Annotated in this window: 23 protein-coding genes and 2 pseudogenes; 8 read left to right on the top strand and 17 right to left on the bottom strand. The window is 53.3% G+C overall.

Annotated features, from left to right (window positions below; translation table 11 throughout):
• Positions 1 to 67 precede the first annotated feature (67 nt).
• The 3 genes from HV041_RS00455 to HV041_RS00445 all read right to left on the bottom strand — a co-directional run bounded on the left by HV041_RS00455 (position 68) and on the right by HV041_RS00445 (position 1,247).
• Positions 68 to 433, bottom strand: a complete 366-nt coding sequence (locus tag HV041_RS00455) for a hypothetical protein (RefSeq protein WP_016807933.1) — start codon at positions 431 to 433, stop codon at positions 68 to 70.
• 78 nt (positions 434 to 511) lie between these two features.
• Positions 512 to 886, bottom strand: a complete 375-nt coding sequence (locus HV041_RS00450) for a hypothetical protein (RefSeq protein ID WP_016807934.1) — start codon at positions 884 to 886, stop codon at positions 512 to 514.
• A complete protein-coding gene (locus HV041_RS00445) occupies positions 879 to 1,247 on the bottom strand; it encodes a hypothetical protein (RefSeq protein WP_045282254.1) in 369 nt (122 codons plus the stop codon). The genes HV041_RS00450 and HV041_RS00445 overlap by 8 nt, the downstream gene beginning before the upstream one ends.
• A gap of 403 nt (positions 1,248 to 1,650) precedes the next feature.
• Between HV041_RS00445 and HV041_RS00440 the strand changes: the two genes are divergently transcribed.
• The 3 genes and pseudogenes from HV041_RS00440 to HV041_RS00430 all read left to right on the top strand — a co-directional run bounded on the left by HV041_RS00440 (position 1,651) and on the right by HV041_RS00430 (position 3,466).
• The gene (locus HV041_RS00440) at positions 1,651 to 1,953 is read left to right on the top strand and encodes a PIN domain-containing protein (RefSeq protein WP_016807936.1); all 303 of its coding nucleotides are present in this window, start codon (positions 1,651 to 1,653) and stop codon (positions 1,951 to 1,953) included.
• A 28-nt stretch (positions 1,954 to 1,981) separates the two neighbouring features.
• Positions 1,982 to 2,690, top strand: a pseudogene (locus tag HV041_RS00435) (IS1 family transposase).
• Between the two features lie 78 nt (positions 2,691 to 2,768).
• Positions 2,769 to 3,466, top strand: a protein-coding gene (locus HV041_RS00430; RefSeq protein WP_100214959.1) for an IS1-like element IS1A family transposase whose coding sequence is annotated in 2 segments (ribosomal slippage) — positions 2,769 to 3,018 and positions 3,018 to 3,466 — 699 coding nt in all. Because the reading frame shifts where the segments join, the coding sequence is not laid out codon by codon here.
• 14 nt (positions 3,467 to 3,480) lie between these two features.
• Here the strand turns inward: HV041_RS00430 and HV041_RS00425 are convergent.
• The 4 genes and pseudogenes from HV041_RS00425 to lacI form a co-directional block, all read right to left on the bottom strand.
• Positions 3,481 to 3,621: pseudogene (locus tag HV041_RS00425) on the bottom strand (maltose acetyltransferase domain-containing protein); the annotation flags it as partial.
• Between the two features lie 65 nt (positions 3,622 to 3,686).
• Positions 3,687 to 4,940, bottom strand: a complete 1,254-nt coding sequence (lacY, locus tag HV041_RS00420; RefSeq protein ID WP_035891885.1) for a lactose permease — start codon at positions 4,938 to 4,940, stop codon at positions 3,687 to 3,689.
• A gap of 51 nt (positions 4,941 to 4,991) precedes the next feature.
• Complete coding sequence (lacZ, locus tag HV041_RS00415) at positions 4,992 to 8,063, bottom strand: beta-galactosidase (RefSeq protein ID WP_017145107.1); 3,072 nt, start codon at positions 8,061 to 8,063, stop codon at positions 4,992 to 4,994.
• Positions 8,064 to 8,184: 121 nt separating this feature from the next.
• Positions 8,185 to 9,267: a DNA-binding transcriptional repressor LacI gene (gene lacI, locus HV041_RS00410; protein ID WP_016809493.1), complete on the bottom strand. Its 1,083-nt coding sequence runs from the start codon at positions 9,265 to 9,267 to the stop codon at positions 8,185 to 8,187.
• Positions 9,268 to 9,560: 293 nt separating this feature from the next.
• Here lacI and HV041_RS00405 point away from each other — a divergent pair, with 293 nt between their 5' ends.
• Positions 9,561 to 9,767, top strand: a complete 207-nt coding sequence (locus tag HV041_RS00405) for a DUF1471 domain-containing protein (RefSeq protein WP_016809494.1) — start codon at positions 9,561 to 9,563, stop codon at positions 9,765 to 9,767.
• 434 nt (positions 9,768 to 10,201) lie between these two features.
• Here HV041_RS00405 and HV041_RS00400 read toward each other — a convergent pair whose 3' ends face one another.
• The 3 genes from HV041_RS00400 to HV041_RS00390 form a co-directional block, all read right to left on the bottom strand.
• Entirely contained in the window at positions 10,202 to 11,206 is a 1,005-nt protein-coding gene (locus tag HV041_RS00400; protein WP_000427620.1) for an IS110-like element IS4321 family transposase, read from the bottom strand.
• Between the two features lie 78 nt (positions 11,207 to 11,284).
• Positions 11,285 to 14,269, bottom strand: a complete 2,985-nt coding sequence (locus HV041_RS00395; protein ID WP_016809495.1) for a Tn3 family transposase — start codon at positions 14,267 to 14,269, stop codon at positions 11,285 to 11,287.
• Between the two features lie 54 nt (positions 14,270 to 14,323).
• Positions 14,324 to 14,947 (bottom strand): recombinase family protein, encoded by a 624-nt coding sequence (locus HV041_RS00390; RefSeq protein ID WP_016809496.1) that lies wholly within the window; start codon positions 14,945 to 14,947, stop codon positions 14,324 to 14,326.
• 424 nt (positions 14,948 to 15,371) lie between these two features.
• Here HV041_RS00390 and HV041_RS00385 point away from each other — a divergent pair, with 424 nt between their 5' ends.
• The 3 genes from HV041_RS00385 to HV041_RS00375 are packed head-to-tail and all read left to right on the top strand — an operon-like array spanning position 15,372 to position 18,304.
• The gene (locus HV041_RS00385) at positions 15,372 to 16,850 is read left to right on the top strand and encodes a SulP family inorganic anion transporter (protein WP_016809498.1); all 1,479 of its coding nucleotides are present in this window, start codon (positions 15,372 to 15,374) and stop codon (positions 16,848 to 16,850) included.
• A gap of 17 nt (positions 16,851 to 16,867) precedes the next feature.
• The gene (locus tag HV041_RS00380; RefSeq protein WP_016809499.1) at positions 16,868 to 17,695 is read left to right on the top strand and encodes a universal stress protein; all 828 of its coding nucleotides are present in this window, start codon (positions 16,868 to 16,870) and stop codon (positions 17,693 to 17,695) included.
• Between the two features lie 60 nt (positions 17,696 to 17,755).
• A complete protein-coding gene (locus tag HV041_RS00375; protein ID WP_016809500.1) occupies positions 17,756 to 18,304 on the top strand; it encodes a glycosyltransferase in 549 nt (182 codons plus the stop codon).
• On the opposite strand, the gene HV041_RS00370 is transcribed toward HV041_RS00375, so the two are convergent.
• The 7 genes from HV041_RS00370 to HV041_RS00340 all read right to left on the bottom strand — a co-directional run bounded on the left by HV041_RS00370 (position 18,301) and on the right by HV041_RS00340 (position 21,332).
• Positions 18,301 to 18,858 carry a recombinase family protein gene (locus tag HV041_RS00370; RefSeq protein WP_003100847.1) on the bottom strand — a complete coding sequence of 186 codons (558 nt, stop codon included), beginning with the start codon at positions 18,856 to 18,858 and terminating at the stop codon, positions 18,301 to 18,303. The two genes, HV041_RS00375 and HV041_RS00370, sit on opposite strands and share 4 nt — an antisense overlap.
• A complete protein-coding gene (locus tag HV041_RS00365) occupies positions 18,852 to 19,223 on the bottom strand; it encodes a hypothetical protein (protein WP_003100853.1) in 372 nt (123 codons plus the stop codon). The genes HV041_RS00370 and HV041_RS00365 overlap by 7 nt, the downstream gene beginning before the upstream one ends.
• Positions 19,220 to 19,720: a hypothetical protein gene (locus HV041_RS00360; RefSeq protein WP_003100856.1), complete on the bottom strand. Its 501-nt coding sequence runs from the start codon at positions 19,718 to 19,720 to the stop codon at positions 19,220 to 19,222. The genes HV041_RS00365 and HV041_RS00360 overlap by 4 nt, the downstream gene beginning before the upstream one ends.
• The gene (locus HV041_RS00355) at positions 19,717 to 20,043 is read right to left on the bottom strand and encodes a hypothetical protein (protein WP_003100858.1); all 327 of its coding nucleotides are present in this window, start codon (positions 20,041 to 20,043) and stop codon (positions 19,717 to 19,719) included. The genes HV041_RS00360 and HV041_RS00355 overlap by 4 nt, the downstream gene beginning before the upstream one ends.
• Before the next feature lie 254 nt (positions 20,044 to 20,297).
• A complete protein-coding gene (locus HV041_RS00350) occupies positions 20,298 to 20,654 on the bottom strand; it encodes a cupin domain-containing protein (RefSeq protein ID WP_000215515.1) in 357 nt (118 codons plus the stop codon).
• Positions 20,644 to 21,045 carry a DUF86 domain-containing protein gene (locus tag HV041_RS00345; RefSeq protein ID WP_001293886.1) on the bottom strand — a complete coding sequence of 134 codons (402 nt, stop codon included), beginning with the start codon at positions 21,043 to 21,045 and terminating at the stop codon, positions 20,644 to 20,646. Before HV041_RS00345 ends, HV041_RS00350 begins: the two co-directional genes overlap by 11 nt.
• On the bottom strand, positions 21,042 to 21,332 hold the full coding sequence (locus HV041_RS00340; protein WP_001247892.1) for a nucleotidyltransferase: 291 nt from the start codon (positions 21,330 to 21,332) through the stop codon (positions 21,042 to 21,044). The genes HV041_RS00345 and HV041_RS00340 overlap by 4 nt, the downstream gene beginning before the upstream one ends.
• Before the next feature lie 158 nt (positions 21,333 to 21,490).
• Here HV041_RS00340 and HV041_RS00335 point away from each other — a divergent pair, with 158 nt between their 5' ends.
• Positions 21,491 to 24,457 carry a Tn3-like element ISPa38 family transposase gene (locus HV041_RS00335; RefSeq protein WP_015065644.1) on the top strand — a complete coding sequence of 989 codons (2,967 nt, stop codon included), beginning with the start codon at positions 21,491 to 21,493 and terminating at the stop codon, positions 24,455 to 24,457.
• The last annotated feature ends 635 nt before the right edge of the window (positions 24,458 to 25,092 follow it).

Here is a 25,092-nt window from a genome sequence, read left to right as displayed (position 1 = left end):
ATAAAAAAGGGGGGATTTATCCCCCGGACGGGAGTAAATCCCCGTCAGGGTGTGTTCTGTCTGCTGATTACATCCGTTCGAGAGCCGCTATAGCCCGATCACACCGGGCATCCTGGATACCTTCATCCACGGCCTTCTCCCAGAAGGGCCGGTTAATTTCTTTTCCCAGCTCGTCCAGCGTGAAGAGCAGATTTTTAGACGTATCAGGCAAAGGCGGAATATCGCCTTCCCCGAGTAAAAAGACAAACCAGCCATAAGCTGTGCCGGTCCCAATGATGGAATCTTCCAGAAACGTCAGTTCATTCGTTTCATCCCGGTCCGTATGAAGATCGAGACGCTGAAATGCCCTGATGCTCAGGAGTTCACTCTCAAGCAGGCAAAGCCAGCTGAGCGTGTCCAGTGGAGTTTTAAGCGTATAAACGTCTGTGTGCATGGGTATATCCTCAGGTAAATAACGGGATATCCCCGTCAGGGTCCACAACATTTCACGGTCACGGCCTTCATCAGCCGATCAGTGCAGTGCATATGAATCAGATTGCTCCTGATACACATATTCAGGATTAAAGCGGAGGCGTTGCAGCACAGCTAACGACAGTGGATCAGCGAAATTTATGCCAGAAACGGCCACACCATCCAGTATGTCGCCGGCCTTAACCCGGGAAGAATATCCGTAATACTGACACCAGACGCAAAGTTCGGGGTCAGCCGGATCACAATCACCGAGCGGTGCGACAAAAACCTGTTCGCCACAGGAGACGTTATCTCTGAGGATTTCGCCCCTGATGAAAACGCCACTTACGGGGCCATACTGAGCGGGACATACATCCCGTCGCGTCTCAGACATCGACAGAATACGAAAAGTGACGTCGTGCAGTGCTTCAGTCATGAGAATGCCCTCCGGAAAGAAAACGGTAGCGCAGGTGTGCCAGATGCTGTGCCTGACGGCAGGCATGGCGGTATGCGTTTCGACGACCTGTTATTCCCTCAGGAAAGGAAACCGGCAGGCGGTGAAAAACATACTCGGCGCGGTGGCAGCCTGTACGAACGGTAAGAAAGACGTTAACGCCCTGGTCTTTGACAGAAGAGATATGAGCACGGACGGCATAATTGCCCGAGCCGTTGACATACCAGTTGCTGTTGCGATGCAGATAAATGAAAGATTTCAATTTCCGGACAGCTGCGTCAGCAGACTGCTGAAGCTGAGTAAGGATATGTTCAGGGAAAATCGCAGAAGAGATGACAGACATTGTGTTTCTCCATAAAAAAAGGAAACACCTGCCCGAGCGGGAAGTGTTTCCCGTCGGGGAGTCAGAAAAAACAACATTCTGACTGTCTGGTTAGTACAGAAGGAACCTTTATCGTCGCGTCATAGTGCGCTTAAATTGACGATATCTGCTCTCAAAGGTGTGCAGATTTACCAATTTTTTGCCCCTTTTCAGGTTACAGGAGCTTTTGTTGTAGCCACCCGAAGGCGATTCTCACAGGCTACTGAATCATTGGTGGTTGCAAAAGCAACGTATAAGCCTGTTCATTTTCAAAACAAAACGCAGATCTGTCAAGCCGCAGATAACCTTGTGTACTGAATCATACAACAAGTATTGGATGAGACTTATACTGAACCATCCCCCCAACCATCTCAGGAAGATGATCATGGAACTCATTACCCGCCTTGTTTATATCGATACATCTGCCTATGAACGAAAGCATTTTCAGTTTGGCTTATACATTCTTGAAAAACTGGAGAATTTTGCATCACATGATAAAGTGCGTATCCTTGTTACTGACATCACACGCAGAGAAATTGAATTACATATTCGTAAAAACGCTGAGGAAGCCTTAAAAGAACTTAATAAATTTCAGAAAACGTATGCCCCGATACTGAGAACTACTCCGGCGCATGTACCAACAGAGATATTCGTAAAACCAGGTAATGCTGCCAACTTACTGATTTAGTGTATGATGGTGATTTTAAGGTGCTTGCGTGGCTTCCATTTCCATCAGATGTCCTTCCTGCTCCGTTACTGAAGGCGTGGTGCGTAACGGCAAAAGCACTGCCGGACATCAGCGCTATCTCTGCTCTCATTGCCGTAAAACATGGCAACTACAGTTCACTTACACCGCCTCTCAGCCCGGTACGCACCAGAAAATCATTGATATGGCCATGAATGGCGTCGGATGTCGCGCCAGTGCACGCATTATGGGCGTTGGCCTCAACACGGTTTTACGTCACTTAAAAAACTCAGGCCGCAGTCGGTAACCTCGCGCATACAACCGGGCAGTGATGTGATTGTCTGCGCTGAAATGGACGAACAGTGGGGCTACGTCGGTGCTAAATCACGTCAGCGCTGGCTGTTTTACGCGTATGACAGGATACGGAGGACGGTTGTGGCGCACGTCTTCGGTGAACGCACTCTGGCCACACTGGAGCGTCTTCTGAGCCTGCTGTCGGCCTTTGAGGTCGTGGTATGGATGACGGATGGCTGACGGATGGCTGGCCGCTGTATGAATCCCGCCTGAAGGGAAAGCTGCACGTTATCAGCAAGCGTTACACTCAGCGCATTGAGCGACATAACCTGAATCTGAGACAACATCTGGCAAGGCTGGGACGGAAGTCACTGTCGTTCTCAAAATCGGTGGAGCTGCATGGCAAGGTCATCGGGCATTATCTGAACATAAAACACTATCAGTAAGTTGGAGTCATTACCCGATGCACGGTGATGCTGCCAACTTACTGATTTAGTGTATGATGGTGTTTTTGAGGTGCTCCAGTGGCTTCTGTTTCTATCAGCTGTCCCTCCTGTTCAGCTACTGACGGGGTGGTGCGTAACGGCAAAAGCACCGCCGGACATCAGCGCTATCTCTGCTCTCACTGCCGTAAAACATGGCAACTGCAGTTCACTTACACCGCTTCTCAACCCGGTACGCACCAGAAAATCATTGATATGGCCATGAATGGCGTTGGATGCCGGGCAACTGCCCGCATTATGGGCGTTGGCCTCAACACGATTTTACGTCACTTAAAAAACTCCGGCCGCAGTCGGTAACCTCGCGCATACAGCCGGGCAGTGACGTCATCGTCTGCGCGGAAATGGACGAACAGTGGGGCTATGTCGGGGCTAAATCGCGCCAGCGCTGGCTGTTTTACGCGTATGACAGGCTCCGGAAGACGGTTGTTGCGCACGTATTCGGTGAACGCACTATGGCGACGCTGGGGCGTCTTATGAGCCTGCTGTCACCCTTTGACGTGGTGATATGGATGACGGATGGCTGGCCGCTGTATGAATCCCGCCTGAAGGGAAAGCTGCACGTAATCAGCAAGCGATATACGCAGCGAATTGAGCGTCATAACCTGAATCTGAGGCAGCACCTGGCACGGCTGGGACGGAAGTCGCTGTCGCTCTCAAAATCGGTGGAGCTGCATGACAAAGTCATCGGGCATTATCTGAACATAAAACACTATCAATAAGTTGGAGTCATTACCCTTTTTTCAACTTCTGATGGATGCGAGTGATTGAACTCATACATTAATGTTTTCCCACGAAGTCTTTTTTCAGGTAAGCCTTCGCACATATCGGTAAATAGCTTGCCTGCTTTTATTTTTTCTGTCATCGACATGTTCATTTTTAACATTCCGTCCTGATAAGTTGGTCGGATAAGGCGCTCGCGCCGTATCCGACATTAATTTCTTAAGCGTCTTCATTCACCTGGCGACGCAGCAGGGAAAGTGGGCCGGGGCCGCTAAGCGTGAACACGGAAATTAAGGTGAAGCCCAGCGCCACCAGACCCAGCACCAGGTAAGCGCCCTGGAAACCGATGCTTTCATACATATTGCCCGCCAGAATAGACATAAAAATCATCGCCAGTTGCTTAAAGAAGCAGAAACAGACCAGATAAATCGTCGCTGAAAAACGCACTTCAAACTGGCTGGTAATATATTTAAAGCTGCCCACCAGCAGGAACGGTACTTCAAACATATGCAGCGTTTTCAGAATAACCACTTCCAGTGCTGAGGTAGCGAACGATGAGCCAATAATACGTACTGACATAATAGTGCCAGCCAGCAGCAGGGCGTTTTTCCCACCGATGCGATTAATGATCAGTGGCGCAAAAAACATAATCGAGGCGTTAAGTAATTCGCCCATTGTCGTTACGTAGCCAAATACCCGCGTACCCTGTTCACCGGTAGCAAAGAACGAAGTAAAGAAATTAGCAAACTGTTGGTCAAAAACATCGTAGGTGCAGGAAACGCCAATAACATACAGTGACAAAAACCACAGTTTTGGCTGTCTGAACAGTTCCAGCGCCAGCTTAAGGCTAAATGCCGAATGGTTGGCACCTACCGCATTGGCAACCGTGGCAGAAGAGGGCGCATCCGTTTTGGCGAAAAAGAGTAAAACGGCGAGGAGGAGTGCACAGCCAGAACCCAGCCAGAAAACAAACTGATTATTGATGGTGAACATGATGCCGACAATCGAGGCACACAGCGCCCAGCCAACACAGCCAAACATCCGCGCGCGACCAAATTCGAAATTACTGCGACGGCTGACTTTCTCGATAAATGCCTCTACTGCTGGCGCACCGGCGTTAAAACAAAAGCCTAGATAAATACCACCAACAATCGATCCTACTAAAATGTTGTATTGTAACAGTGGCCCGAAGATAAAAATAAAGAACGGCGCAAACATCACTAACATGCCGGTAATAATCCACAGCAGGTATTTGCGCAGCCCGAGTTTGTCAGAAAGCAGACCAAACAGCGGTTGGAATAATAGCGAGAACAGAGAAATAGCGGCAAAAATAATACCCGTATCACTTTTGCTGATATGGTTGATGTCATGTAGCCAAATCGGGAAAAACGGGAAGTAGGCTCCCATGATAAAAAAGTAAAAGAAAAAGAATAAACCGAACATCCAAAAGTTTGTGTTTTTTAAATAGTACATAATGGATTTCCTTACGCGAAATACGGGCAGACATGGCCTGCCCGGTTATTATTATTTTTGACACCAGAGCAACTGGTAATGGTAGCTACCGGCGCTAAGCTGGAATTCCGCCGACACTGACGGGCTCCAGGAGTCGTCGCCACCAATCCCCATATGGAAACCGTCGATATTCAGCCATGTGCCTTCTTCCGCGTGCAGCAGATGGCGATGGCTGGTTTCCATCAGTTGCTGTTGACTGTAGCGGCTGATGTTGAACTGGAAGTCGCCGCGCCACTGGTGTGGGCCATAATTCAATTCGCGCGTCCCGCAGCGCAGACCGTTTTCGCTCGGGAAGACGTACGGGGTATACATGTCTGACAATGGCAGATCCCAGCGGTCAAAACAGGCCGCAGTAAGGCGGTCGGGATAGTTTTCTTGCGGCCCTAATCCGAGCCAGTTTACCCGCTCTGCTACCTGCGCCAGCTGGCAGGTCAGGCCAATCCGCGCCGGATGTGGCGTATTGCTCGCCACTTCAACATCAACGGTAATCGCCATTTGACCACTTCCATCAATCCGGTAGGTTTTCCGGCTGATAAATAAGGTTTTCCCCTGATGCTGCCACGCGTGGACCGTGGTAATCAGCACCGCGTCGGCAAGCGTATCTGCCGTGCACTGCAACAACGCTGCTTCGGCCTGGTAATGGCCCGCCGCCTTCCAGCGTTCGACCCAGGCGTTAGGGTCAATGCGGGTCGCTTCACTTACGCCGTCGTTATCCAGCGGTGCGCGGGTGAACTGATCGCGCAGCGGCGTCAGCAGTTGTTTTTTATCGCCAATCCACATCTGTGAAAGAAAGCCTGACTGGCGGTTAAATTGCCAACGCTTATTATCCAGCTCGATGCAAAAATCCGTTTCGCTGGTGGTCAGTTGCGGGATGGCGTGGGGCGCGGAGGGGAGTGTCACGCTGAGGTTTTCCGCCAGACGCCACTGCTGCCAGGCGCTGATGTGTCCGGCTGCTGACCATGTGGTCGCGTTCGGTTGCACTACGTGAACCGTTAGCCAGAGTTGTCCGGCGCTCTTCGGCTGCGGTAGTCCAGGCAGTTCAATCAACTGTTTACCTTGTGGAGCGACATCCAGAGGCACTTCACCGCTTGCCAGCGGCTTGCCATCCAGCGCCACCATCCAGTGCAGGAGCTCGTTATCGCTATGACGGAACAGGTATTCGCTGGTCACTTCGATGGTTCGCCCGGATAAACTGAACTGGAAAAACTGCTGCTGGTGTTTTGCTTCCGTCAGCGCCGGATGCGGCGTGCGGTCGGCAAAGACCAGACCGTTCATGCAGAACTGGCGATCATTCGGCGTATCGCCAAAATCACCGCCGTAAGCCGACCACGGATTGCCATTTTCATCATATTTAATCAGCGACTGATCCACCCAGTCCCAGACGAAGCCGCCCTGTAAACGGGGGTACTGACGAAACGCCTGCCAGTATTTAGCGAAGCCGCCAAGACTGTTACCCATCGCGTGGGCGTATTCGCAAAGGATCAGCGGGCGCGTCTCTCCAGGCAACGAAAGCCATTTTTTGATGGACCATTTCGGCACAGCCGGGAAGGGCTGGTCTTCATCCACGCGCGCGTACATCGGGCAAATAATATCGGTTGCGAAGGTGTCGGCTCCGCCGCCTTCATACTGTACCGGGCGGGAAGGATCGACAGATTTGATCCAGCGATAGAGTGCGTCGTGATTAGCGCCGTGGCCTGATTCATTCCCCAGCGACCAGATGATCACACTCGGGTGATTACGATCGCGCTGCACCATTCGCGTTACGCGTTCGCTCATCGCGGGTAGCCAGCGCGGATCATCGGTCAGACGATTCATTGGCACCATGCCGTGGGTTTCAATGTTGGCTTCATCCACCACATACAGGCCGTAGTGGTCGCACAGCGTGTACCACAGCGGATGGTTCGGATAATGCGAACAGCGCACGGCGTTAAAGTTGTTCTGCTTCATCAGCAGGATATCCTGCACCATCGTCTGCTCATCCATGACCTGACCATGCAGAGGATGATGCTCGTGACGGTTAACGCCGCGAATCAGCAACGGCTTGCCGTTCAGCAGCAGCAGACCATTTTCAATCCGCACCTCGCGGAAACCGACATCGCAGGCTTCTGCTTCAATCAGCGTGCCGTCGGCGGTGTGCAGTTCAACCACCGCACGATAGAGATTCGGGATTTCGGCGCTCCACAGTTTCGGGTTTTCGACGTTCAGACGTAGGGTGACGTGATCGGCATAACCACCACGCTCATCGATAATTTCACCGCCGAAAGGCGCGGTGCCGCTGGCGACCTGCGTTTCACCCTGCCACAAAGAAACCGTCACCCGCAGCTCATCGCGCAGCTCGCCGTACATCTGAACGTCTGCCTCCAGTACAGCGCGGCTGAAATCATCATTAAAGTGAGTGGCTACATGGAAATCGCTGATTTGCGTGCTCGGTTTATGCAGCAACGAGACGTCACGGAAAATGCCGCTCATCCGCCACATATCCTGATCTTCCAGATAACTGCCGTCACTCCAGCGCAGCACCATCACCGCGAGGCGGTTTTCTCCGGCGCGTAAAAATGTGCTCAGGTCAAATTCAGACGGCAAACGGCTGTCCTGGCCGTAACCGACCCAGCGCCCGTTGCACCACAGATGAAACGCCGAGTTAACGCCATCAAAAATAATTCGCGTCTGGCCTTCCTGTAGCCAGCTTTCATCAACATTAAATGTGAGCGAGTAACAACCCGTCGGATTCTCCGTGGGAACAAATGGCGGATTGACCGTAATGGGATAGGTCACGTTGGTGTAGATGGGCGCGTCGTAACCGTGCATCTGCCAGTTTGAGGGGACGACGACAGTATCGGCGACAGGAAGATCGCACTCCAGCCAGCTTTCCGGAACCGCTTCTGGTGCCGGAAACCAGACAAATTGCCACTCACCATTCAGGCTGCGCGACTCTTGGGAAGGGCGATCGGTGCGAGCCTCTTCGCTATTACGCCAGCTGGCGAAAGGGGGATGTGCCGCAAGGCGATTAAGTTGGGTAACGCCAGGGTTTTCCCAGTCACGACGTTGTAATACGACGGCCAGTGAATCCGTAATCATTGTCATAGTTGTATCCTGTGTGAATTGCTATCCGCTCACATTTTCGCATAACATACGAGCCGGACACATAGAGTGTAAAGCCTGGGGTGCCTAATGAGTGAGCTGACTCACATTAATTGCGTTGCGCTCACTGCCCGCTTTCAAGTCGGGAAACTTGTCGTGCCAGCTGCATTAAGGAATCTGCCAACGTGCGGGGAGAGGTGGTTTGCGTATTGGGCGGTAGGGTGGTTTTTCTTTTCACCAGTGAGACGGGCAACAGCTGATTGCTCTTCACCGCCTGGCCCTGAGAGAGTTTCAGCAAGCGGTCCACGCTAGTTTTCCCCAGCAGGCGAAAATCCTGTTTGATGGTGGTTAACGGCGGGATATAACACGAGCTGTCTTCGGTATCGTCGTATCCCACTACCGAGATATCCGCACCAACGCGCAGCCCGGACTCGGTAATAGCGCGCATTGCGCCCAGCGCCATCTGATCGTTGGCAACCAGCATCGCAGTGGGAACGATGCCCTCATTCAGCATTTGCATAGTTTGTTGAAAACCGGACATGGCACTCCAGTCGCCTTCCCGTTCCGCTATCGGATGAATTTGATTGCGTGTGAGATATTTATGCCAGTCCGCCAGACGCAGACGCGCCGAGACAGAACTTAATGGACCGGCTAACAACGCGATTTGCTGGTGACCCAATGCGATCAGATGCTCCACGCCCAGTCGCGTACCGTCTTCATGGGAAAAAATAATACTGTTGATGGGAGTCTGGTCAGAGACATCAAGAAATAGGGCCGGAACATTAGCGCAGGCAGCTTCCACAGCAATGGCATCCTCGTCATCCAGCGGATAGTTAATGATCAGACCACTGACGCGTTGCGCGAGAAGGTTATGTACCGCCGCTTTACAGGCTTCGACGCTGCTTCGTTCTACCATCGACACCACCACGCTGGCACCCAGTTGATCGGCGCGAGATTTAATCGCCGCGACAATTTGCGACGGCGCGTGCAGGGCCAGACTGGAGGTAGCAACGCCAATCAGCAACGACTGTTTGCCCGCCAGTTGTTGTGCCACGCGGTTGGGAATGTAGTTCAGCTGCGCCATCGCCGCTTCCACCTTTTCCCGCGTTTTCGCAGAGACGTGGCTGGCCTGGTTCATCACGCGGGAAACGGTCTGATAAGAGACACCGGCATACTCTGCGACATCGTATAGCGTTACTGGTTTCACATTTACCACCCTGAATTGACTCTCTTCGGGTGCTATCATGCCATACCACGAAATGTTTTGCGCCATTCGGAGGGGGCACGCCGAAGTGAGATTCAAAATGCCGACGTCAGTTCACAGGTGGGTAATGATACCAACGTGTTGATTTCGTATTTTCACTGACACCAGGATCATCCTGATGTTACAAGGATTGAATGACTACAGATTAAAATAGTCATCAACAGGTTGACAGCATTACCCAGAATATCGCAGCCTGGCTTAAGTCATCCATTTAATTATTAATCAAGGGATTATCAATGAAAAATATCATGACGTTATTCCTCTCTATAATCCTGCCTTTTTCAGTCTGTGCTCAAACCGTGACGGCAACAGGCGATACACTGGAGCAGACGGAAGAAAAAATTCGCCAGCAGGCTGACAAGCAGGGTGACAGGTATTATAATATTACCGAAGCCCGCATGGGAAATAAAGTACATATCACAGCAGAAATCCTGCCGAAATAAATAGTTCGGGGTAATACTGCCCCCTGATTTTACAGGTATGGATATTGACGCGGTCAAAGATATTAATATCAATATTACATGCTGAAGGTTTTTATTTTTGATTCATTAATAACTTTATAAACTATCATGGGTGGGGAACTGCGAGTTACCCGTACATGGGGTCCGCTTGGAAAACGGAATCTATGGTCACTCCCGTTTTTGCAACACCGATTTTGACGATAAATTGGCTTGCTTGAATCTATCCGGCGTCTGAATGGGATTTTATTCCCGCGCCTCGATGAGTTCCGCGCCTGATGAACCTCCAGAAAATATACGGCTTCAATGAGCCTTTCCGTTTTACAGGTTCCTCAACAGGCCGGTGGGCCGTTAGTATCATCAATATCAGTATTCGCAAAACCAGATCAGTGATTCTTTAAACCGGTGTATTTCTGCCGTTATGCTACATAAGTTTGCTGTCGTGCCGTTAGGGCCCAGGCTATTCTGGCCAGCTTGTTTGCCAGAGCACAAGTGACGACAAAGTTGCTTTTCCTACACAGTAGATCCCTGACCCAATCGGCCAATTTGCCAGACTGGTGTTCCAGTTTTTGTATGAATACCCTGGCACATTGAACCAACAAAGTTCGGATCTTTTTGTTACCTCGCTTACTAATTCCCAGCAATGTCGTCCGACCTCCCGTGCTGTACTGTCGAGGCACTAGCCCTGTTGCCGCCGCAAAGTCACGACTGCTGGCGTACTGCTTCCCGTCGCCAATCTCAGTTGAAATAGTACTCGCTGTCAGTGTTCCGACGCAGGGAATGCTCAGCAAGCGCTGTCCAATCTCATCTTCGTCCAACTTTCGTTTCAACTGGGATTCCAAATCTTTAATCTGCTCAACAAGATAGTGATAATGCTGTTGTAATTTCAGCAATAACTGGCTGAGGTATAGAGGCAAACTATTGTCCTCAAGAAGGGTACTCAGTCGGCTAATAACGGCAGCTCCTCGTGGAACGCTGATGCCAAATTCCAGCAGAAAAGCATGCATCTGATTGGTTGTTTTTACCTTATCCTGAACCAGGGATTCACGGACACGATGCAGCGCACGCATTGCCTGCTGAGATTCAGTTCTGGGCTGTACAAAACGCATAGACGGACGCGATGCAGCTTCACAAATAGCTTCGGCGTCGACAAAGTCGTTTTTGTTACTTTTAACGAATGGACGGACAAATTGTGGTGATATCAGCTTAGGAAAATGCCCCAACTCTTCCAACTTGCGTGCCATAAAGTGAGAGCCACCACAGGCTTCCATTGCGATGGTTGTAGCGGGGCATGTCGCCAAAAATTCGATTAACTTTGGCCGTGTAAATTTTTTACGGTAAACAGCCTTGCCGCGACGATCCTGGCAATGAATATGGAAAGAGTTTTTACCCAGATCGATACCAATGAGCGCAATGTTTTCCATGATAGTTCTCCGAATGAAAGCCTATCCTCAGCATAGTACCGGGAAGGAGGGAGTGACCATCTCATTAAATATCCTACGCTAAGCCTCTTTTTTGTACAGACTGACATCAACTGTGCGTAACGGTCGATATTTACCGGATCCCAGCTTAAGATTATTACGCCAGATGTAATCTCCGCTCAGGTTGATATGCTCCCAGCCCAGAGGGGACAGGTGAGAAACCAACGGCTCATTAATCTGGAGCCCCTTTCGTTTTAGTGATTCGATGGCCCTTTCTATATACACCGTGTTCCACAACGTGATCGCCGCAGTCAACAGCGTCAGCCCGCTGGCGCGATAGCTTTGATTTTCCAGCCCCCTGTCTCTTATTTCGCCCAACCGGTGCATAAAAACGGCCCGCGCAAGCGCATTGCGGGCTTCACCCTTATTTAAACCGGCTTGCACACGACGACGCAGGGCCGGATCGCGAAACCAGTCCAGCATAAACAACGTTCGCTCGATACGGCCAATTTCCCGTAACGCTTTTGCCAGGCCGTTTTGTTTGGGGTAGCTGGCCAACTTTTTTAACATCAGCGAGGCGGTTACCGTGCCCTGCTTGATCGAGGTCGCCAGGCGCAGTACCTCATTCCAGTGTGTCTCAATTTCTTTGAGATTCAGACTGGTCGTGGATATGATTGACTGAAGCCCAGAATATTTTTCCGCCTTTCCATGAATGAATAGCCGTTTGTCATGGAGATCCCGGATCCTTGGTGCAAATGCAAACCCAAGTAGATGCATTAGCGCAAAAACATGTTCAGTGAAACCCGCTGTATCGGTGTAATGCTCCGTAATTTCCAGGTCGCTTTCGTGATAGAGCAACCCATCCAGCACATGGGTAGAGTCCCTGACCCGGCTGATCACTTTGGTATAAAATGGGCTGTATTGGTCTGATATATGTGTATAAACCTGCACGCCGGGTTCCTGACCGTACTTTAAATTCACCTGTCCGGCATAGCGGCCATGACTTCCGACTCGAAAATTCTGGCCGTCGGAGGATGACGTTGTACCGTCCCCCCATGATGCTGCCAGTGGGCACTTTTTTTGTGCATTCACTAGTTCGGCAAGCGCGGCTGCATACGTTTCATCCCTGATGTACCATGCCTGAATGCTTTCCAGCGACGCTTTTGTGGTTCCCGGGCAGGATTCTGCCATTTTAGTCAGCCCCAGGTTGATACCATCTGCCAGGATGGTGGTCAGCAACAGCTTTTTGTCTTTTGGTCTGACGTGATTATTTTTGAGGTGAGTAAAGTGGCGGGTAAATCCCGTCCAACTGTCCACTTCATCTAATATCTCGGTAATTTTTGGGTGCGGCAGCATGCCGTAAACCAGGTCGGCAAACGGTGATACAATCGAAGGAACGCTGTTATCAAGAGGCGTGACCTTCACACCTTTGTCCGATATATCAACATCAGGCAAATCACCGGCAATCGCCATCGCATTGACCTCTTCCAGTCGCGACGCCAGCAGTGTCATACGGGAGTGAAGGTATTCCTGGCAGTCTGTCGGAATGGCAAGCTGTAACTGTTTCTCTTTGAGTGATTTTTCAAAATCAGCAGGAGGAATGAGGTAATCGTCAAAATTCCTGTAGCGTCGTGATCCTCTAACCCAGATATCACCAGATCGCAATGCGCCTTTCAGCTCATTCAGTACACAGAATTCATAATACCGGCGATCGATACCCGATGGCGTTATTACCAACTTTTTCCAGCTCTCAGGGATAAACTTTACTGGCGCTGTTGACGGAACCTTGCGGAGTTGTTTGCGGTACATTTCTCTGACGGTATCCAGCGCATCACCGAGTGGCAGTGCTGAAGGGGCTGCACTGAACTGCAATGCAGACAACATACGGGGCGCATATTTACGCAGCGTGCTGTATTTTTCGGTGATCAGATGAAGCGGATCAAAATTATCCTTTCGGGCCAGAAACTGTGTTTCCTCCAGACTGGTGATAAATTCCGGCCAGGGAAGTACGTCTTCTATCGCCGCCCAGGGATCTTCTCCTGACTCCCGTGCGTTTAGCAGCGCCTGCCCAACAGTAAGATATTGCCTTAACTTGCTCTGGATGAGTTTTCCTGTTTTCTGAAGCCGTTCGGCTTGTGTGCGCTTTGCCCTGCTGAACAAGCTACCCAGGATACGTTCGTGTAGTTCGATGATTTCATCGGTAAGCGTTGCCCTTGCTTCTGAGATAATACAAACCAGCACGGCATAACGACGTGTGCCGGAGAATTTTGCCAGGTCCCTGCTACTCATTTTCCGGCCTTCGCGAGCCAGTTTCAGCAGTCGGTTCTGGTGAACGGAAAGCGTAATACCTTCCGGCAGTGCCAACCCCTCAATGGCATTCAACCGATCAATATGTTGCAGCACGTTTTTACCGTTAATCTTACCCGGGGGCTGAAGCAGCCAGGCAAGACGGGAAAGTTGCTCATCACCTGATGCAAGCAGATTATCCAGTGCTGTTTTATGTCGTTGTTCCAGTTGCGTCGTCAGTGTAGAAAATACGGCTCTGTCTGCAAGTGTTGCGGCTTCAGCAAGGGTTCGCTCCATCACATCAACGGAAGGGAAAATAACGTTGTTGTTGTGCAACCAAGCGAGCATCTCTTCAGCAAGAATCAGGCCTTTGTCGGTCCGCATGGCGTGCGGATATAAATGGCGGATGCATGTTTTTTGCAATGACCTGTTGAAAGGCACTAATCCCAAGTAGCGATAGAGTTCGGCAAGATGCTCCCAACGGGTTTCCTCCCTCGTTGCGTACTCTCGCCATAAATCAGGTTGAAGTTTCAATCTCTCTGCCACTCTGGACATAACGCCATCGTGAGGGAGACTGTTTTTGTCTGGAGTAAAACCCGGCCCTCGCAGATAACAGAGTAAAACGGCAAAGCCCAGGCGGTTAGCGGGTCTCCGGTGTTTGTTGATGAGGACCAGATCCTGCTCACTTAAAAAGCACATCCTGGTTAGCAGAATGTCATCATCCGGCACAATCAGTAAGCGTTCTTTTTCATCACTGCTCAGTATCTGTCGCCGTGGCATAAATGCTCTCCCTGCATACGGACGCTGTCCGCTTGGACGTTCAAAATATACGCATCAAGAACATGCTTTGAGTTTAACAATGCGTATAACCGTTCGTTCTGAAACGCCACACAACCTTGCGGTATCACGGATGCTCTGCCTGTTTTTAACCCGAAGCTCTATGATTTTTTCATGCAATTGATGATCTGCCTGACGTCCCCGAAATTTACCGGCCACCTTGGCTTTCGCTATCCCTTCCTCTTGGCGCCGGCGACGATCCTGATAGTCTTTGCGAGCTATGGCGGCCAGCATATCAAGCATCATTCCGTTAATAGCCTTAAGTATTGCAAGGGTAAAGTCATCGCCAGCATGTGTTGCAAGAGCCATATGGCTCGTTGGGAGGTCAAGACTGACAACCACAAGGTGTTTTTCCTGGATAAGATGCTTTAGTTTTTGCCAGCCCTCTTCATCCAGGCGCGAAAGGCGATCAACCTGCTCGATGAGAATAATGTCACCAGGTGCAGCATCATCAAGTAACCGTAAAAGTTCTGGCCGTTGAAGTGATGCCCCGGATACATTTTCGGTGTACCAACTGGCCAGCCGAAATCCTTTTTCTTCAACAAAGGCTTTCATCCGATTTTTTGCTCGGAGAGCATCCTGTTCTTTTGTTGATGCGCGGAGGTAACCATGAATGTACATTTTTCACCCATTTATGACGTTTAAGTGATGATCATAATGTACGTGACAGATAGGTGATGATCCAAGGGGAAAATGGCGACACTTTAGGCTATGACACTGGGGTATACATTAATGGCACATTTAATCCATGATTGACCCTGTTTCAGTTTCGTTTATAGTAAGACGCTGTTTGCCTTGGCAGACTCCGCGGCCAGCCTTGAATATCTTCATCTGGTTTATCTGATCCCTGAAGGTGTACACACCGACCATCAAGGAGTAATAAAAACTACCATGCATATGACGCCACCCTGAGTTTTCCCCTTCTCTGTCGTTCTGAGTAACCCTCAGCGCGCACTCTTTAACATCCCGTCTGCGGATGTGCTTTACCGTATCTAAATTTTTTGCCCTTTACGGGCTGACTGTATTCAAAAACTGAGAAACGACTATGTTGCTGTCCTCGACGCGTAAGGACTGGCTGGGTAACGTCCGTGGAGACGTCCTCGCCGGTATTGTTGTCGCGCTCGCGCTTATCCCTGAAGCGATCGCCTTTTCCATCATCGCTGGTGTTGACCCGCAAGTTGGGCTCTACTCTGCGTTTTGTATCCCGCTGATAATCGCCATCTGTGGTGGTCGTCCAGGGATGATATCTTCGTCAACCGGTGCTATGGCATTGCTGATGGTCACCCTAGTGAAGGACCACGGCTTGCAGTATTTACTGGCAGCCACCGTTCTTACAGGTGTGATTCAGCTTATTGCGGGCTATCTGAAGCTTGGAAGCCTGATGCGCTATGTTTCCCGCTCGGTAGTTACCGGTTTTGTTAATGCGCTGGCGATCCTCATTTTCATGGCGCAGTTGCCGGAGTTGACCAACGTCACCTGGCACGTTTACGCCCTGACGGCGGCCGGTCTAGGCATTATTTATCTGTTCCCGTACCTCAATAAAACCATCCCCTCGCCGCTGGTCTGCATCGTCGTGCTGACCGGGATCTCCATGTGGCTGCATCTGGACGTACGCACTGTCGGCGACATGGGTAAGTTGCCGGACAGCCTGCCAGTATTTCTGTTACCCGATGTACCTCTCAATCTCGATACCCTATTAATCATTCTGCCTTATTCCGCCGGCCTTGCCGTGGTGGGGCTGCTTGAGTCAATGATGACCGCGACTATTGTGGATGACATGACCGATACACCGAGCGACAAGAACCGGGAATGCAAAGCACAGGGTATCGCCAACATTGGCGCCGCATTTATTGGCGGTATGGCTGGGTGCGCGATGATCGGTCAGTCGGTGATCAACGTGAAATCTGGGGGGCGTGGCCGCCTCTCCGCACTCACTGCGGGCGTTGTCCTGCTTTGTATGGTGGTTTTCCTGCGTGACTGGGTCTCACAAATCCCAATGGCGGCCCTGGTCGCGGTCATGATCATGGTCTCTATCGGTACCTTCTCCTGGGGGTCGATCGCTAACTTACGCAGCCATCCACTGTCAACCAGTGTCGTCATGCTGGCCACCGTGGTGGTAGTGGTCGCCACGCATAATCTGGCGTATGGCGTCTTAACCGGCGTTCTGATTGCCTCATTGAACTTTGCCACCAAAGTGGCCCGTTTTATGGCGGTGTCGTCCGAACTTAAAGCGTCAACGCGGATCTACACCGTAGCCGGTCAGGTGTTCTTTGCTTCTGCCGATCGGTTCATGAGCCACTTCGATTTTCGCGAAGCGGTGGAGCACGTAGTCATTGACGTCTCACATGCCCATTTCTGGGATATTACGTCGGTCAGCGCACTCGACAGGGTGGTTATTAAGTTCCGCCGTGAAGGCACGAACGTGGAAATCCGTGGAATGAATCAGGCTACCCGCACAATTGTTGACCGCTTCGGGGTGCATGACAAACCTGAAGAAGTGGAAAAATTAATGGGCGGCCATTAACAGTCAGGAGAACAGAGATGAACAATACCGTTATTGCCTGCGTTGACGGCTCACCGTCTACCCGACCTGTGTGCGAATACGCGGCCTGGGCCGCCAATCTGCTGGATGCGCCGCTGTCCCTGCTGCACGTACTGGAGAAAGACGTACATCCTGCCGTGTCAGATTTGACCGGAAGTATCGGCATTGATAGCCAGGCGCATCTCACCGAAGAGTTGGTGAAAGTTGAAGGAGAGCGTAACCGATTATTAATGGCACAGGGCAAAGCCATACTGGCTAGCTGTGCGAAGTTGCTGAATGATGCTGGTCATGCTGATGTTCAATTACTGCAAAAACATGGCGCGTTGGATGAAATCCTGGCTGATTTAGGGGATGTTCGCCTGATGGTGCTGGGCCGCCGTGGAACGCAGAACCCGGTTGGCAGCCACCTGGAAAGCATTATTCGCCTGCAGAAAAAACCGGTACTTATCGTGCCGGAGGCTTATTCTCCACCATCCAAAGTTATGTTCGCCTATGATGGCAGCGATGAGAGTCGCAAAAACCTGACGCGCCTGACACTTAGCCCGCTACTCAATGGCCTGGTTTGCCACCTCGTGATGGTTAAGGGGGATACACGAGCCTTGCAGGAAGCACAGAGTGTGCTGCAAGCAGCTGGCATCGCGACCGAAAGCCACCTACTGGAAGGTACATCCGTTGCTGAGGCGCTCTGCCGTCACGCTAATGAAAACGACATTAACCTGATTGTGATGGGTGCCTATGGCCATTCGCCATTGCGGCGATTCTTTATCGGCAGCAACACCACCGCCATGTTGGAAAAAACACAAATCCCACTCTTAATGCTGAGGTGATTATTGTCCCCGGAAATAACTCCGGGGACAAATAAATACATTCAATTTACTGGAGTGAACATGAAACATGAAATTGCGGTGAGTGTAATAATCCCCGTTTACAACGCAGAAAAAACCATCAAATCCTTGATCGAAGATATCTTATTAGAAGACAGGATCAACATTGAAGTTATTATCGTTAACGATGGTTCCTCAGACAACACGTCAACGATAATTAACTCCATAAAGGATGGCAGAGTTCAAGTTATTGAACAAAATAATAAAGGTGTATACGCGGCCAGAAATAATGGATTAGACAAGCATAAAGGCCAGTGGGTCATGTTTCTGGATGCCGATGACGATGTGTCTGAAGGATTCATTTATAACAGGTACATCCAGGCTTCCAGCCATAATGCCGATGTGCTTTTGTCCAATGCCTGGAAGCTTTGGCATGAAAGCGATAATAAAAAACCTGTACATACCAACCAACCTTATGATGAAATTTTATCCGGCAATGCGTGGGTAAGTCACGCAGTAAAAGTCAGGGAATGGCCACATTACTTTTGGTTACAGATAGTTAGATCTGACTATATGGGGTCGTCTCAGAAAACGGAAAATAAAGCACGCTAAGCGTGCGTGGAGGCTGGCACCCAGCGGTACAGCGTCGGAATGGACACGCCGAGGTTCTTGGCCACGTCCTTGGGCGGCACCCCGCTGGCCAGCAGCTTCTTGGCCGACTCGATCTTGCTGTCGGTCATCTTCGGCTTGCGGCCGCCTTTGCGGCCGAGCTGCTTGGCGACTTCCAGCCCGGCGCGGGTGCGCTCGACGGTCAGCTCGCGCTCCATTTCGGCAAGGCTCGCCATGACGTGGAAGAAGAACCGCCCGGATGGTGTGCCGGTGTCGATGGAGTCGGTGAGGCTCCTGAACTGGACACCGTGCTTGTGCAGATCGCCGACCAGATCGACCAGTTGCTTGACCGACCGGCCCAGCCGGTCGAGCTTCCAGACGACCAAAGTATCGCCTTCGCGCAGCATTTCGAGCGTCTTGGCCAAGCCAGGCCGGTCTGCCCGCGTGCCACTCACCTTGTCCTCGAAGACCTTTTTACATCCGGCCTTGCTCAAGGCTTCGCGTTGCAGCTCCAGGTTCTGATCCTGCGTCGAGACGCGCGCATAGCCAATCAACATGGCTTGTCTCGCGCCCGGTCGATGCGTTCCTGCATCGCCTGCATCACTTCTTCGTGGGTGTACGATCTGGCGTTGGCGTCGGTGGCTTGCCGCAGGGCTTCCTCAACCTCGCGCGTCATCCGCTCGTAATCCTCCGGCCACAGCGCTTGCTCCATGCGCAGCGACGCCTGACCCAGCAGGTGCAGCAGGCTGAACAGCCGCATGTCGTTGGTGGCGACGATGCGCTCCCGAATCTGCTCCTGAATAGCTTCGCTAGCCCGATGCGCTTGTGGTGTGGCAGTCCCCTCGTAGTCAGCGGGGAATTCCGCTTCCTCGGCAATCCTTGCCCAGGCGCTGGCCAGCGCCTCGATGGTTGACGTGCTCATTTCCGCCGCTCCTGTGCTCTTTGGCGAATCAACCGGCCAAGGGGCCTCGACGCGAAAACCAGCAGCATCACGCCTATCGGATACCAGGTCGAGAAGACCACCAAGGCATCGAAGGCTGGCCGTCCGGTGTTGGTAGGCAGTACGGCGGTCACAGCCATCAACCCGCCGACCGTCCAGATGATGCGCCACACGTAGGGCATCACGCGGGGCACGTAGCCGTCATCGAAAGCGGTCTGGTAGTAGCGGCGCAGGCCGCGCTCGGCAAGCGCCTGGCGCTGCCGCTCCGACAGCGCATCCGTCCGGCCATACCAGCGCCGGAATGGTGGACAGCGCAGCAGCAAAGGGGTGAAGAGGATCATCACCGCCACGATCGCGACACCCCACGCCATGACGGCGCCGGCATCGGGCCGCTTGGCGTTCTCGATCACGGGCGCGAAGACGCCCGGAGCACCGATCATCCAGAACAGCGCAATGTGCTGATGGAAGGAGAGCTTCATTTGCTCATCCACTTGCGCAGCAGGCGCTTTTTCAGGGAGGCGCGTTCTTGCGGGTTGCGTCCCTTGTGATTGGCGATGCGATCCGCCGTGGCGGCCTGGCGCTTGACGGGCCAGTAGGAGCGGCCATCCTTGCCCATCGACCAGACGCTGCTGGCCTGGTTTTCCAGCAGGGGCAGATGGGCGCTCAGGGCTTCGGGCGACGCGCTGGTCAGCGCCGTGCGCTCACGGGTGCGCCAGCGCTGATGCCAGAGCTTCTTGTCCTCGCGCTCGCTGCCGCAGGTCGTGTGCCCGACGATGGGTGTTTTGCGGCGGCTGCGGCTCATAACGTAGTGGTCTCCAAGAACATTCAGGACTGATCCCAGGCGTCGATGGTCAAGACCTGATCGGCAGGACAGGCGGCTACGCGGTCGGGAACTGGATGGTGTTCAGTCTCATGCCGACCCCATTCGATTGATCGCGTCGCTTGCGGCACGCTGCGACGCAAGGAGGTTTGCGACCTGGTTTAGCAGCCGTGTCCGCTGCATGTCTGTTACCTATCTCCCCGACCGCTCATTGGACCAACTCCAGAGATTGGGCTCTATCGCTCAGCCAATACGAAACCGGCATTGGCTGATGCCACAACCGAGACTAACACAAATGGCTCGGTACCTGTATTTCGCGCCCCGTGCACTTGGCCCGGTCTTGCCACGGCTATCTCACCTTCCCTGAGGGCACGAACAATCCCATTGCCCTGAAAGTAATCAGCCATTCCCGACAAAACAGTCCACGTGTCTTGGCCGTGAGGATGAATGTGAGCCGCAATTTCCTGCCCGGGATGGACATGCCAAACCACGATAATTGAGTCTCGGGTTTCAAGCACAACGGAACGAATAGGCTCGCCTTCGGACGGCTGAACATACTCGGCTACAGAAAATATTCTCGATTCAACAGTCATCGGAGATCCCTCTTTCACAGTTGTCGTTACGGTCTTCATCGTCGGCATCCTGACGCACGGCGGGCAATTGCTGGAGCAACGCCGGCAGCCATTCCTGTACCGTCTCCCACACCACATCGAGGTTGATGTCGAAATAGCCGTGAGCCATGCGATTACGCATATTGCGCATGCTGCGCCACGGCACGTCGGCATGCGCCTGGGTGAACTCGACGTAGCCATCCATCACCTTTGTGGCCGCCTCGCCGATGACGATCAGGCTCATGATGACGGCCTGCTGGGTGCGCTTGTCGGCCAAGAAGTCGTCCTTGGCCATCCCTTCCACGAAGCTGCGCGCATCGGTTGCGGCCTGCTGAATGTGGTCGAGGTAATCGGGCAGGCGGTTCTCGCTCATATCGGTTGCGCCTCCGCGAGCACCTTGGCCCGGAACTTCGGCGGCAGGTCGCCGGGAGTCAGCAGATCGACGTCAACGCCGAGCAGCGATTTCAGTTCTTCTTCCAAATCGCCCAAGTCCAACAACGTGGCACCGGGCAGCGCATCGACCAACAGGTCGAGGTCGCTGCCATCCCGGTCGGTGCCATGCAGCACCGAGCCGAAGACGCGCGGGTTCGCGGCGCGAAAGCGGCCTACCGCTTCACGCACTGCGCTTCGCTTCATGTCAAGCACAACAGACGGTCGCATGCGCATCCTTTCTTATCGAAACTCGTTGAGATGATATGCAATCAAGAATAGAATTTCAAGAACTATTTTCGAGAATCGCAATGCCTTGATTCCCGTGCCGCGCCGGTTGCCTTGGCGGGCTTGTCACAAACCTACGTTTTCAAGAAGAAGGAAACCGCATGCCCCGCCGTTCGATCCTCTCCGCCGCCGAGCGCGAAAGCCTGCTGGCGTTGCCGGACACCAAGGATGAGTTGATCCGTCACTACACGTTCAGCGAAAGCGACCTCTCCATCATCCGGCAGCGGCGCGGCCCGGCCAATCGGCTGGGCTTCGCGGTGCAGCTCTGCTACCTGCGCTTTCCCGGCGTCATCCTTGGCGCTGATGAGCCACCGTTCCCGCCATTGCTGAGACTGGTCGCCAACCAGCTCAAGGTCGGCATCGAAAGCTGGGACGAGTACGGGCAGCGTGAGCAGACCCGACGCGAGCACCTGGTCGAGCTGCAAACGGTGTTCGGCTTCCAGCCGTTCACGATTGGCCACTACCGGCAGGCTGTCCAGTTGCTGACCGAGCTGGCCATGCAAACCGACAAGGGCATCGTGCTGGCCAGAGCCTTGATCGAGCACCTGCGGCGGCAGTCGGTCATTGTGCCCGCCCTCAACGCCGTCGAGCGGGCGAGCGCCGAAGCGATTACCCGCGCCAACCGGCGTCTCTACGACGCCTTGGCTGAGCCGCTGACGGACGTGCATCGCCGTCGCCTCGACGATCTGCTCAAGCGCCGCGACAACGGCAAGACGACGTGGCTGGCCTGGCTGCGGCAATCCCCGGTCAAACCGAACTCGCGGCACATGCTGGAACACATCGAACGCCTCAAGGCGTGGCAGGCGCTCGACCTGCCCTCCGGCATCGAGCGGCTGGTTCACCAGAACCGGCTGCTCAAGATCGCCCGCGAGGGCGGCCAGATGACGCCCGCCGACCTGGCGAAGTTCGAGCCGCAGCGGCGTTACGCGACCCTGGTGGCGCTCGCCATCGAGGGCATGGCCACCGTCACCGACGAAATCATCGACCTGCATGACCGCATCCTGGGCAAGCTGTTCAATGCCGCCAAGAACAAGCATCAGCAGCAGTTCCAGGCATCCGGCAAGGCGATCAATGCCAAGGTGCGGCTGTTCGGGCGCATCGGCCAGGCGCTGATCGAGGCCAAGCAAGCGGGCCGCGATCCGTTCGCCGCCATCGAGGCCGTCATGTCCTGGGATGCTTTCGCCGAGAGCGTCACCGAAGCGCAGCGGCTCGCGCAACCCGAGGACTTCGATTTCCTGCACCGCATCGGCGAGAGCTACGCCACGCTGCGCCGCTACGCGCCGGAATTTCTCGACGTGCTCAAGTTGCGGGCCGCGCCCGCCGCCAAGGACGTACTCGACGCCATCGAGGTGCTGCGCAGCATGAACAGCGACAACGCCCGCAAGGTGCCCACCGACGCGCCGACCGAGTTCATCAAGCCGCGCTGGCAGAAGCTGGTGATGACCGACACCGGCATCGACCGGCGCTACTACGAACTGTGCGCGCTGTCGGAGCTGAAGAACGCGCTGCGCTCCGGCGACATCTGGGTGCAAGGCTCGCGCCAGTTCAAGGACTTCGAGGACTACCTGGTGCCGCCCGCGAAATTCGCCAGCCTCAAGCAGGCCAGCGAATTGCCGCTGGCCGTGGCCACCGATTGCGACCAGTACCTGCATGACCGGCTGACGCTGCTGGAAACGCAGCTCGCCACCGTCAACCGCATGGCGCTGGCCAACGAGCTGCCGGACGCCATCATCACGGAGTCGGGCCTGAAGATCACGCCGCTCGATGCGGCGGTGCCCGATACCGCACAGGCCCTGATCGACCAGACGGCGATGATCCTACCGCACGTCAAGATCACCGAATTGCTGCTGGAGGTAGACGAATGGACGGGCTTCACCCGGCACTTCGCCCACCTGAAGTCAGGCGACCTGGCCAAGGACAAAAACCTGTTGCTGACCACGATCCTCGCCGACGCGATCAACCTGGGCCTGACCAAGATGGCGGAATCGTGCCCCGGCACGACCTACGCCAAGCTGGCCTGGCTGCAAGCCTGGCACATCCGCGACGAAACCTACGGGGCGGCACTGGCCGAGCTGGTCAACGCGCAGTTCCGACATCCCTTCGCCGGGCATTGGGGCGACGGCACCACGTCATCGTCGGACGGCCAGAACTTCCGCACCGGCAGCAAGGCCGAGAGCACCGGCCACATCAATCCGAAATACGGCAGCAGCCCAGGGCGGACGTTCTACACCCATATCTCCGACCAGTACGCGCCGTTCCACACCAAGGTCGTGAACGTCGGCGTGCGCGACTCGACCTACGTGCTCGACGGCCTGCTGTATCACGAATCCGACCTGCGGATCGAGGAGCACTACACCGACACGGCAGGGTTCACGGACCACGTCTTCGCGTTGATGCACCTGCTGGGCTTCCGCTTCGCCCCGCGCATTCGTGACCTGGGCGACACCAAGCTCTACATCCCGAAGGGCGATGCCACCTACGAGGCGTTGAAACCGATGATCGGCGGCACGCTCAACATCAAGCACGTCCGCGCCCATTGGGATGAAATCCTGCGGATGGCCACCTCGATCAAGCAGGGCACGGCGACGGCCTCGCTGATGCTCAGGAAGCTTGGCAGCTACCCGCGCCAGAACGGCCTGGCCGTCGCCCTGCGTGAGCTGGGACGCATCGAGCGCACACTGTTCATCCTGGACTGGCTGCAAAGCGTCGAGCTGCGCCGCCGCGTGCATGCCGGGCTGAACAAAGGCGAGGCGCGCAACGCGCTGGCCCGCGCCGTGTTCTTCAACCGCCTGGGGGAAATCCGCGACCGCAGCTTCGAGCAGCAGCGCTACCGGGCCAGCGGCCTCAACCTGGTGACGGCGGCCATCGTGCTATGGAACACGGTCTATCTGGAGCGGGCCGCGAACGCCTTGCGTGGCCACGGTCAAGCCGTCGATGACGGCCTGTTGCAGTACCTGTCGCCGCTCGGCTGGGAGCACATCAACCTGACCGGCGATTACCTCTGGCGCAGCAGCGCCAAGATCGGCGCGGGCAAGTTCAGGCCGCTACGGCCGCTGCAACCGGCTTAGCGTGCTTTATTTTCCGTTTTCTGAGACGACCCCTATATCAGGAATAACAATCTGTCATTTCATGATGGCCGGAGTCATAAAGATATTTTATGGACGATGGAATTGGCGTTGGCAAATGGGCGTTTCTACATATCAAAAGATATGGACTACACCTACAAGTACAATAATGAATCCATCACAAATCGCGGTGATTATTTCGACGTCAGAGCAGAATGCTATATTGATGTAATATCTAAAACCATCGGCCACGCAAAGTCGAAAAAAATAATGATTTGAGCGTATCGCTGTTTAGGCATGCCCTATATGAGGCCAGACACTTCCTTGGTTTATATAGAAAAAAGGTGAGGGGCAAATAAAAAATAAGGAGGTTATTTGTTAAAAAAATAGCATATAGAGATTTAGTAAAAGGTGTATATAGCCTTAGTGATATTTTCTTTTTACTAAAAGTTTTCGTAAAAACAAAAAAATTCACTGATGCTAGCCCGAAATTAAAATGGATAATTATATTTCTATTGGCTTAACATGGGGAATACTTATCTCGCTGCGAATGCCGTAGTTAATCCAGCGATACGTGACTGACGGTGAGTAATTGGTAGCATTATATCTTTCATTTTACCCTCCCATTACTGGGGATC

Origin of the sequence: Citrobacter sp. RHBSTW-00029 (assembly GCF_014104295.1) — a bacterium.
Lineage (GTDB): Bacteria > Pseudomonadota > Gammaproteobacteria > Enterobacterales > Enterobacteriaceae > Citrobacter > Citrobacter youngae.
This window is presented reverse-complemented; position numbering and strand designations above follow the sequence as displayed.

Excerpts from the sequence above, each read along its gene's own strand:
- HV041_RS00360 (WP_003100856.1), bottom strand. The coding sequence starts at position 19,720 with ATGAAGCTCTCCTTCCATCAGCACATTGCGCTGTTCTGGATGATCGGT.
- HV041_RS00405 (WP_016809494.1), top strand. The coding sequence starts at position 9,561 with ATGAAAAATATCATGACGTTATTCCTCTCTATAATCCTGCCTTTTTCA.
- HV041_RS00375 (WP_016809500.1), top strand. The coding sequence starts at position 17,756 with ATGAAACATGAAATTGCGGTGAGTGTAATAATCCCCGTTTACAACGCA.
- lacZ (WP_017145107.1), bottom strand. The coding sequence starts at position 8,063 with ATGACAATGATTACGGATTCACTGGCCGTCGTATTACAACGTCGTGAC.
- HV041_RS00445 (WP_045282254.1), bottom strand. The coding sequence starts at position 1,247 with ATGTCTGTCATCTCTTCTGCGATTTTCCCTGAACATATCCTTACTCAG.
- HV041_RS00385 (WP_016809498.1), top strand. The coding sequence starts at position 15,372 with ATGTTGCTGTCCTCGACGCGTAAGGACTGGCTGGGTAACGTCCGTGGA.
- HV041_RS00440 (WP_016807936.1), top strand. The coding sequence starts at position 1,651 with ATGGAACTCATTACCCGCCTTGTTTATATCGATACATCTGCCTATGAA.
- HV041_RS00355 (WP_003100858.1), bottom strand. The coding sequence starts at position 20,043 with ATGAGCCGCAGCCGCCGCAAAACACCCATCGTCGGGCACACGACCTGC.
- HV041_RS00365 (WP_003100853.1), bottom strand. The coding sequence starts at position 19,223 with ATGAGCACGTCAACCATCGAGGCGCTGGCCAGCGCCTGGGCAAGGATT.
- HV041_RS00455 (WP_016807933.1), bottom strand. The coding sequence starts at position 433 with ATGCACACAGACGTTTATACGCTTAAAACTCCACTGGACACGCTCAGC.
- lacY (WP_035891885.1), bottom strand. The coding sequence starts at position 4,940 with ATGTACTATTTAAAAAACACAAACTTTTGGATGTTCGGTTTATTCTTT.
- HV041_RS00400 (WP_000427620.1), bottom strand. The coding sequence starts at position 11,206 with ATGGAAAACATTGCGCTCATTGGTATCGATCTGGGTAAAAACTCTTTC.
- HV041_RS00340 (WP_001247892.1), bottom strand. The coding sequence starts at position 21,332 with ATGCGACCGTCTGTTGTGCTTGACATGAAGCGAAGCGCAGTGCGTGAA.
- HV041_RS00380 (WP_016809499.1), top strand. The coding sequence starts at position 16,868 with ATGAACAATACCGTTATTGCCTGCGTTGACGGCTCACCGTCTACCCGA.
- HV041_RS00370 (WP_003100847.1), bottom strand. The coding sequence starts at position 18,858 with ATGTTGATTGGCTATGCGCGCGTCTCGACGCAGGATCAGAACCTGGAG.
- HV041_RS00350 (WP_000215515.1), bottom strand. The coding sequence starts at position 20,654 with ATGACTGTTGAATCGAGAATATTTTCTGTAGCCGAGTATGTTCAGCCG.
- HV041_RS00395 (WP_016809495.1), bottom strand. The coding sequence starts at position 14,269 with ATGCCACGGCGACAGATACTGAGCAGTGATGAAAAAGAACGCTTACTG.
- HV041_RS00335 (WP_015065644.1), top strand. The coding sequence starts at position 21,491 with ATGCCCCGCCGTTCGATCCTCTCCGCCGCCGAGCGCGAAAGCCTGCTG.
- HV041_RS00390 (WP_016809496.1), bottom strand. The coding sequence starts at position 14,947 with ATGTACATTCATGGTTACCTCCGCGCATCAACAAAAGAACAGGATGCT.
- HV041_RS00450 (WP_016807934.1), bottom strand. The coding sequence starts at position 886 with ATGACTGAAGCACTGCACGACGTCACTTTTCGTATTCTGTCGATGTCT.
- HV041_RS00345 (WP_001293886.1), bottom strand. The coding sequence starts at position 21,045 with ATGAGCGAGAACCGCCTGCCCGATTACCTCGACCACATTCAGCAGGCC.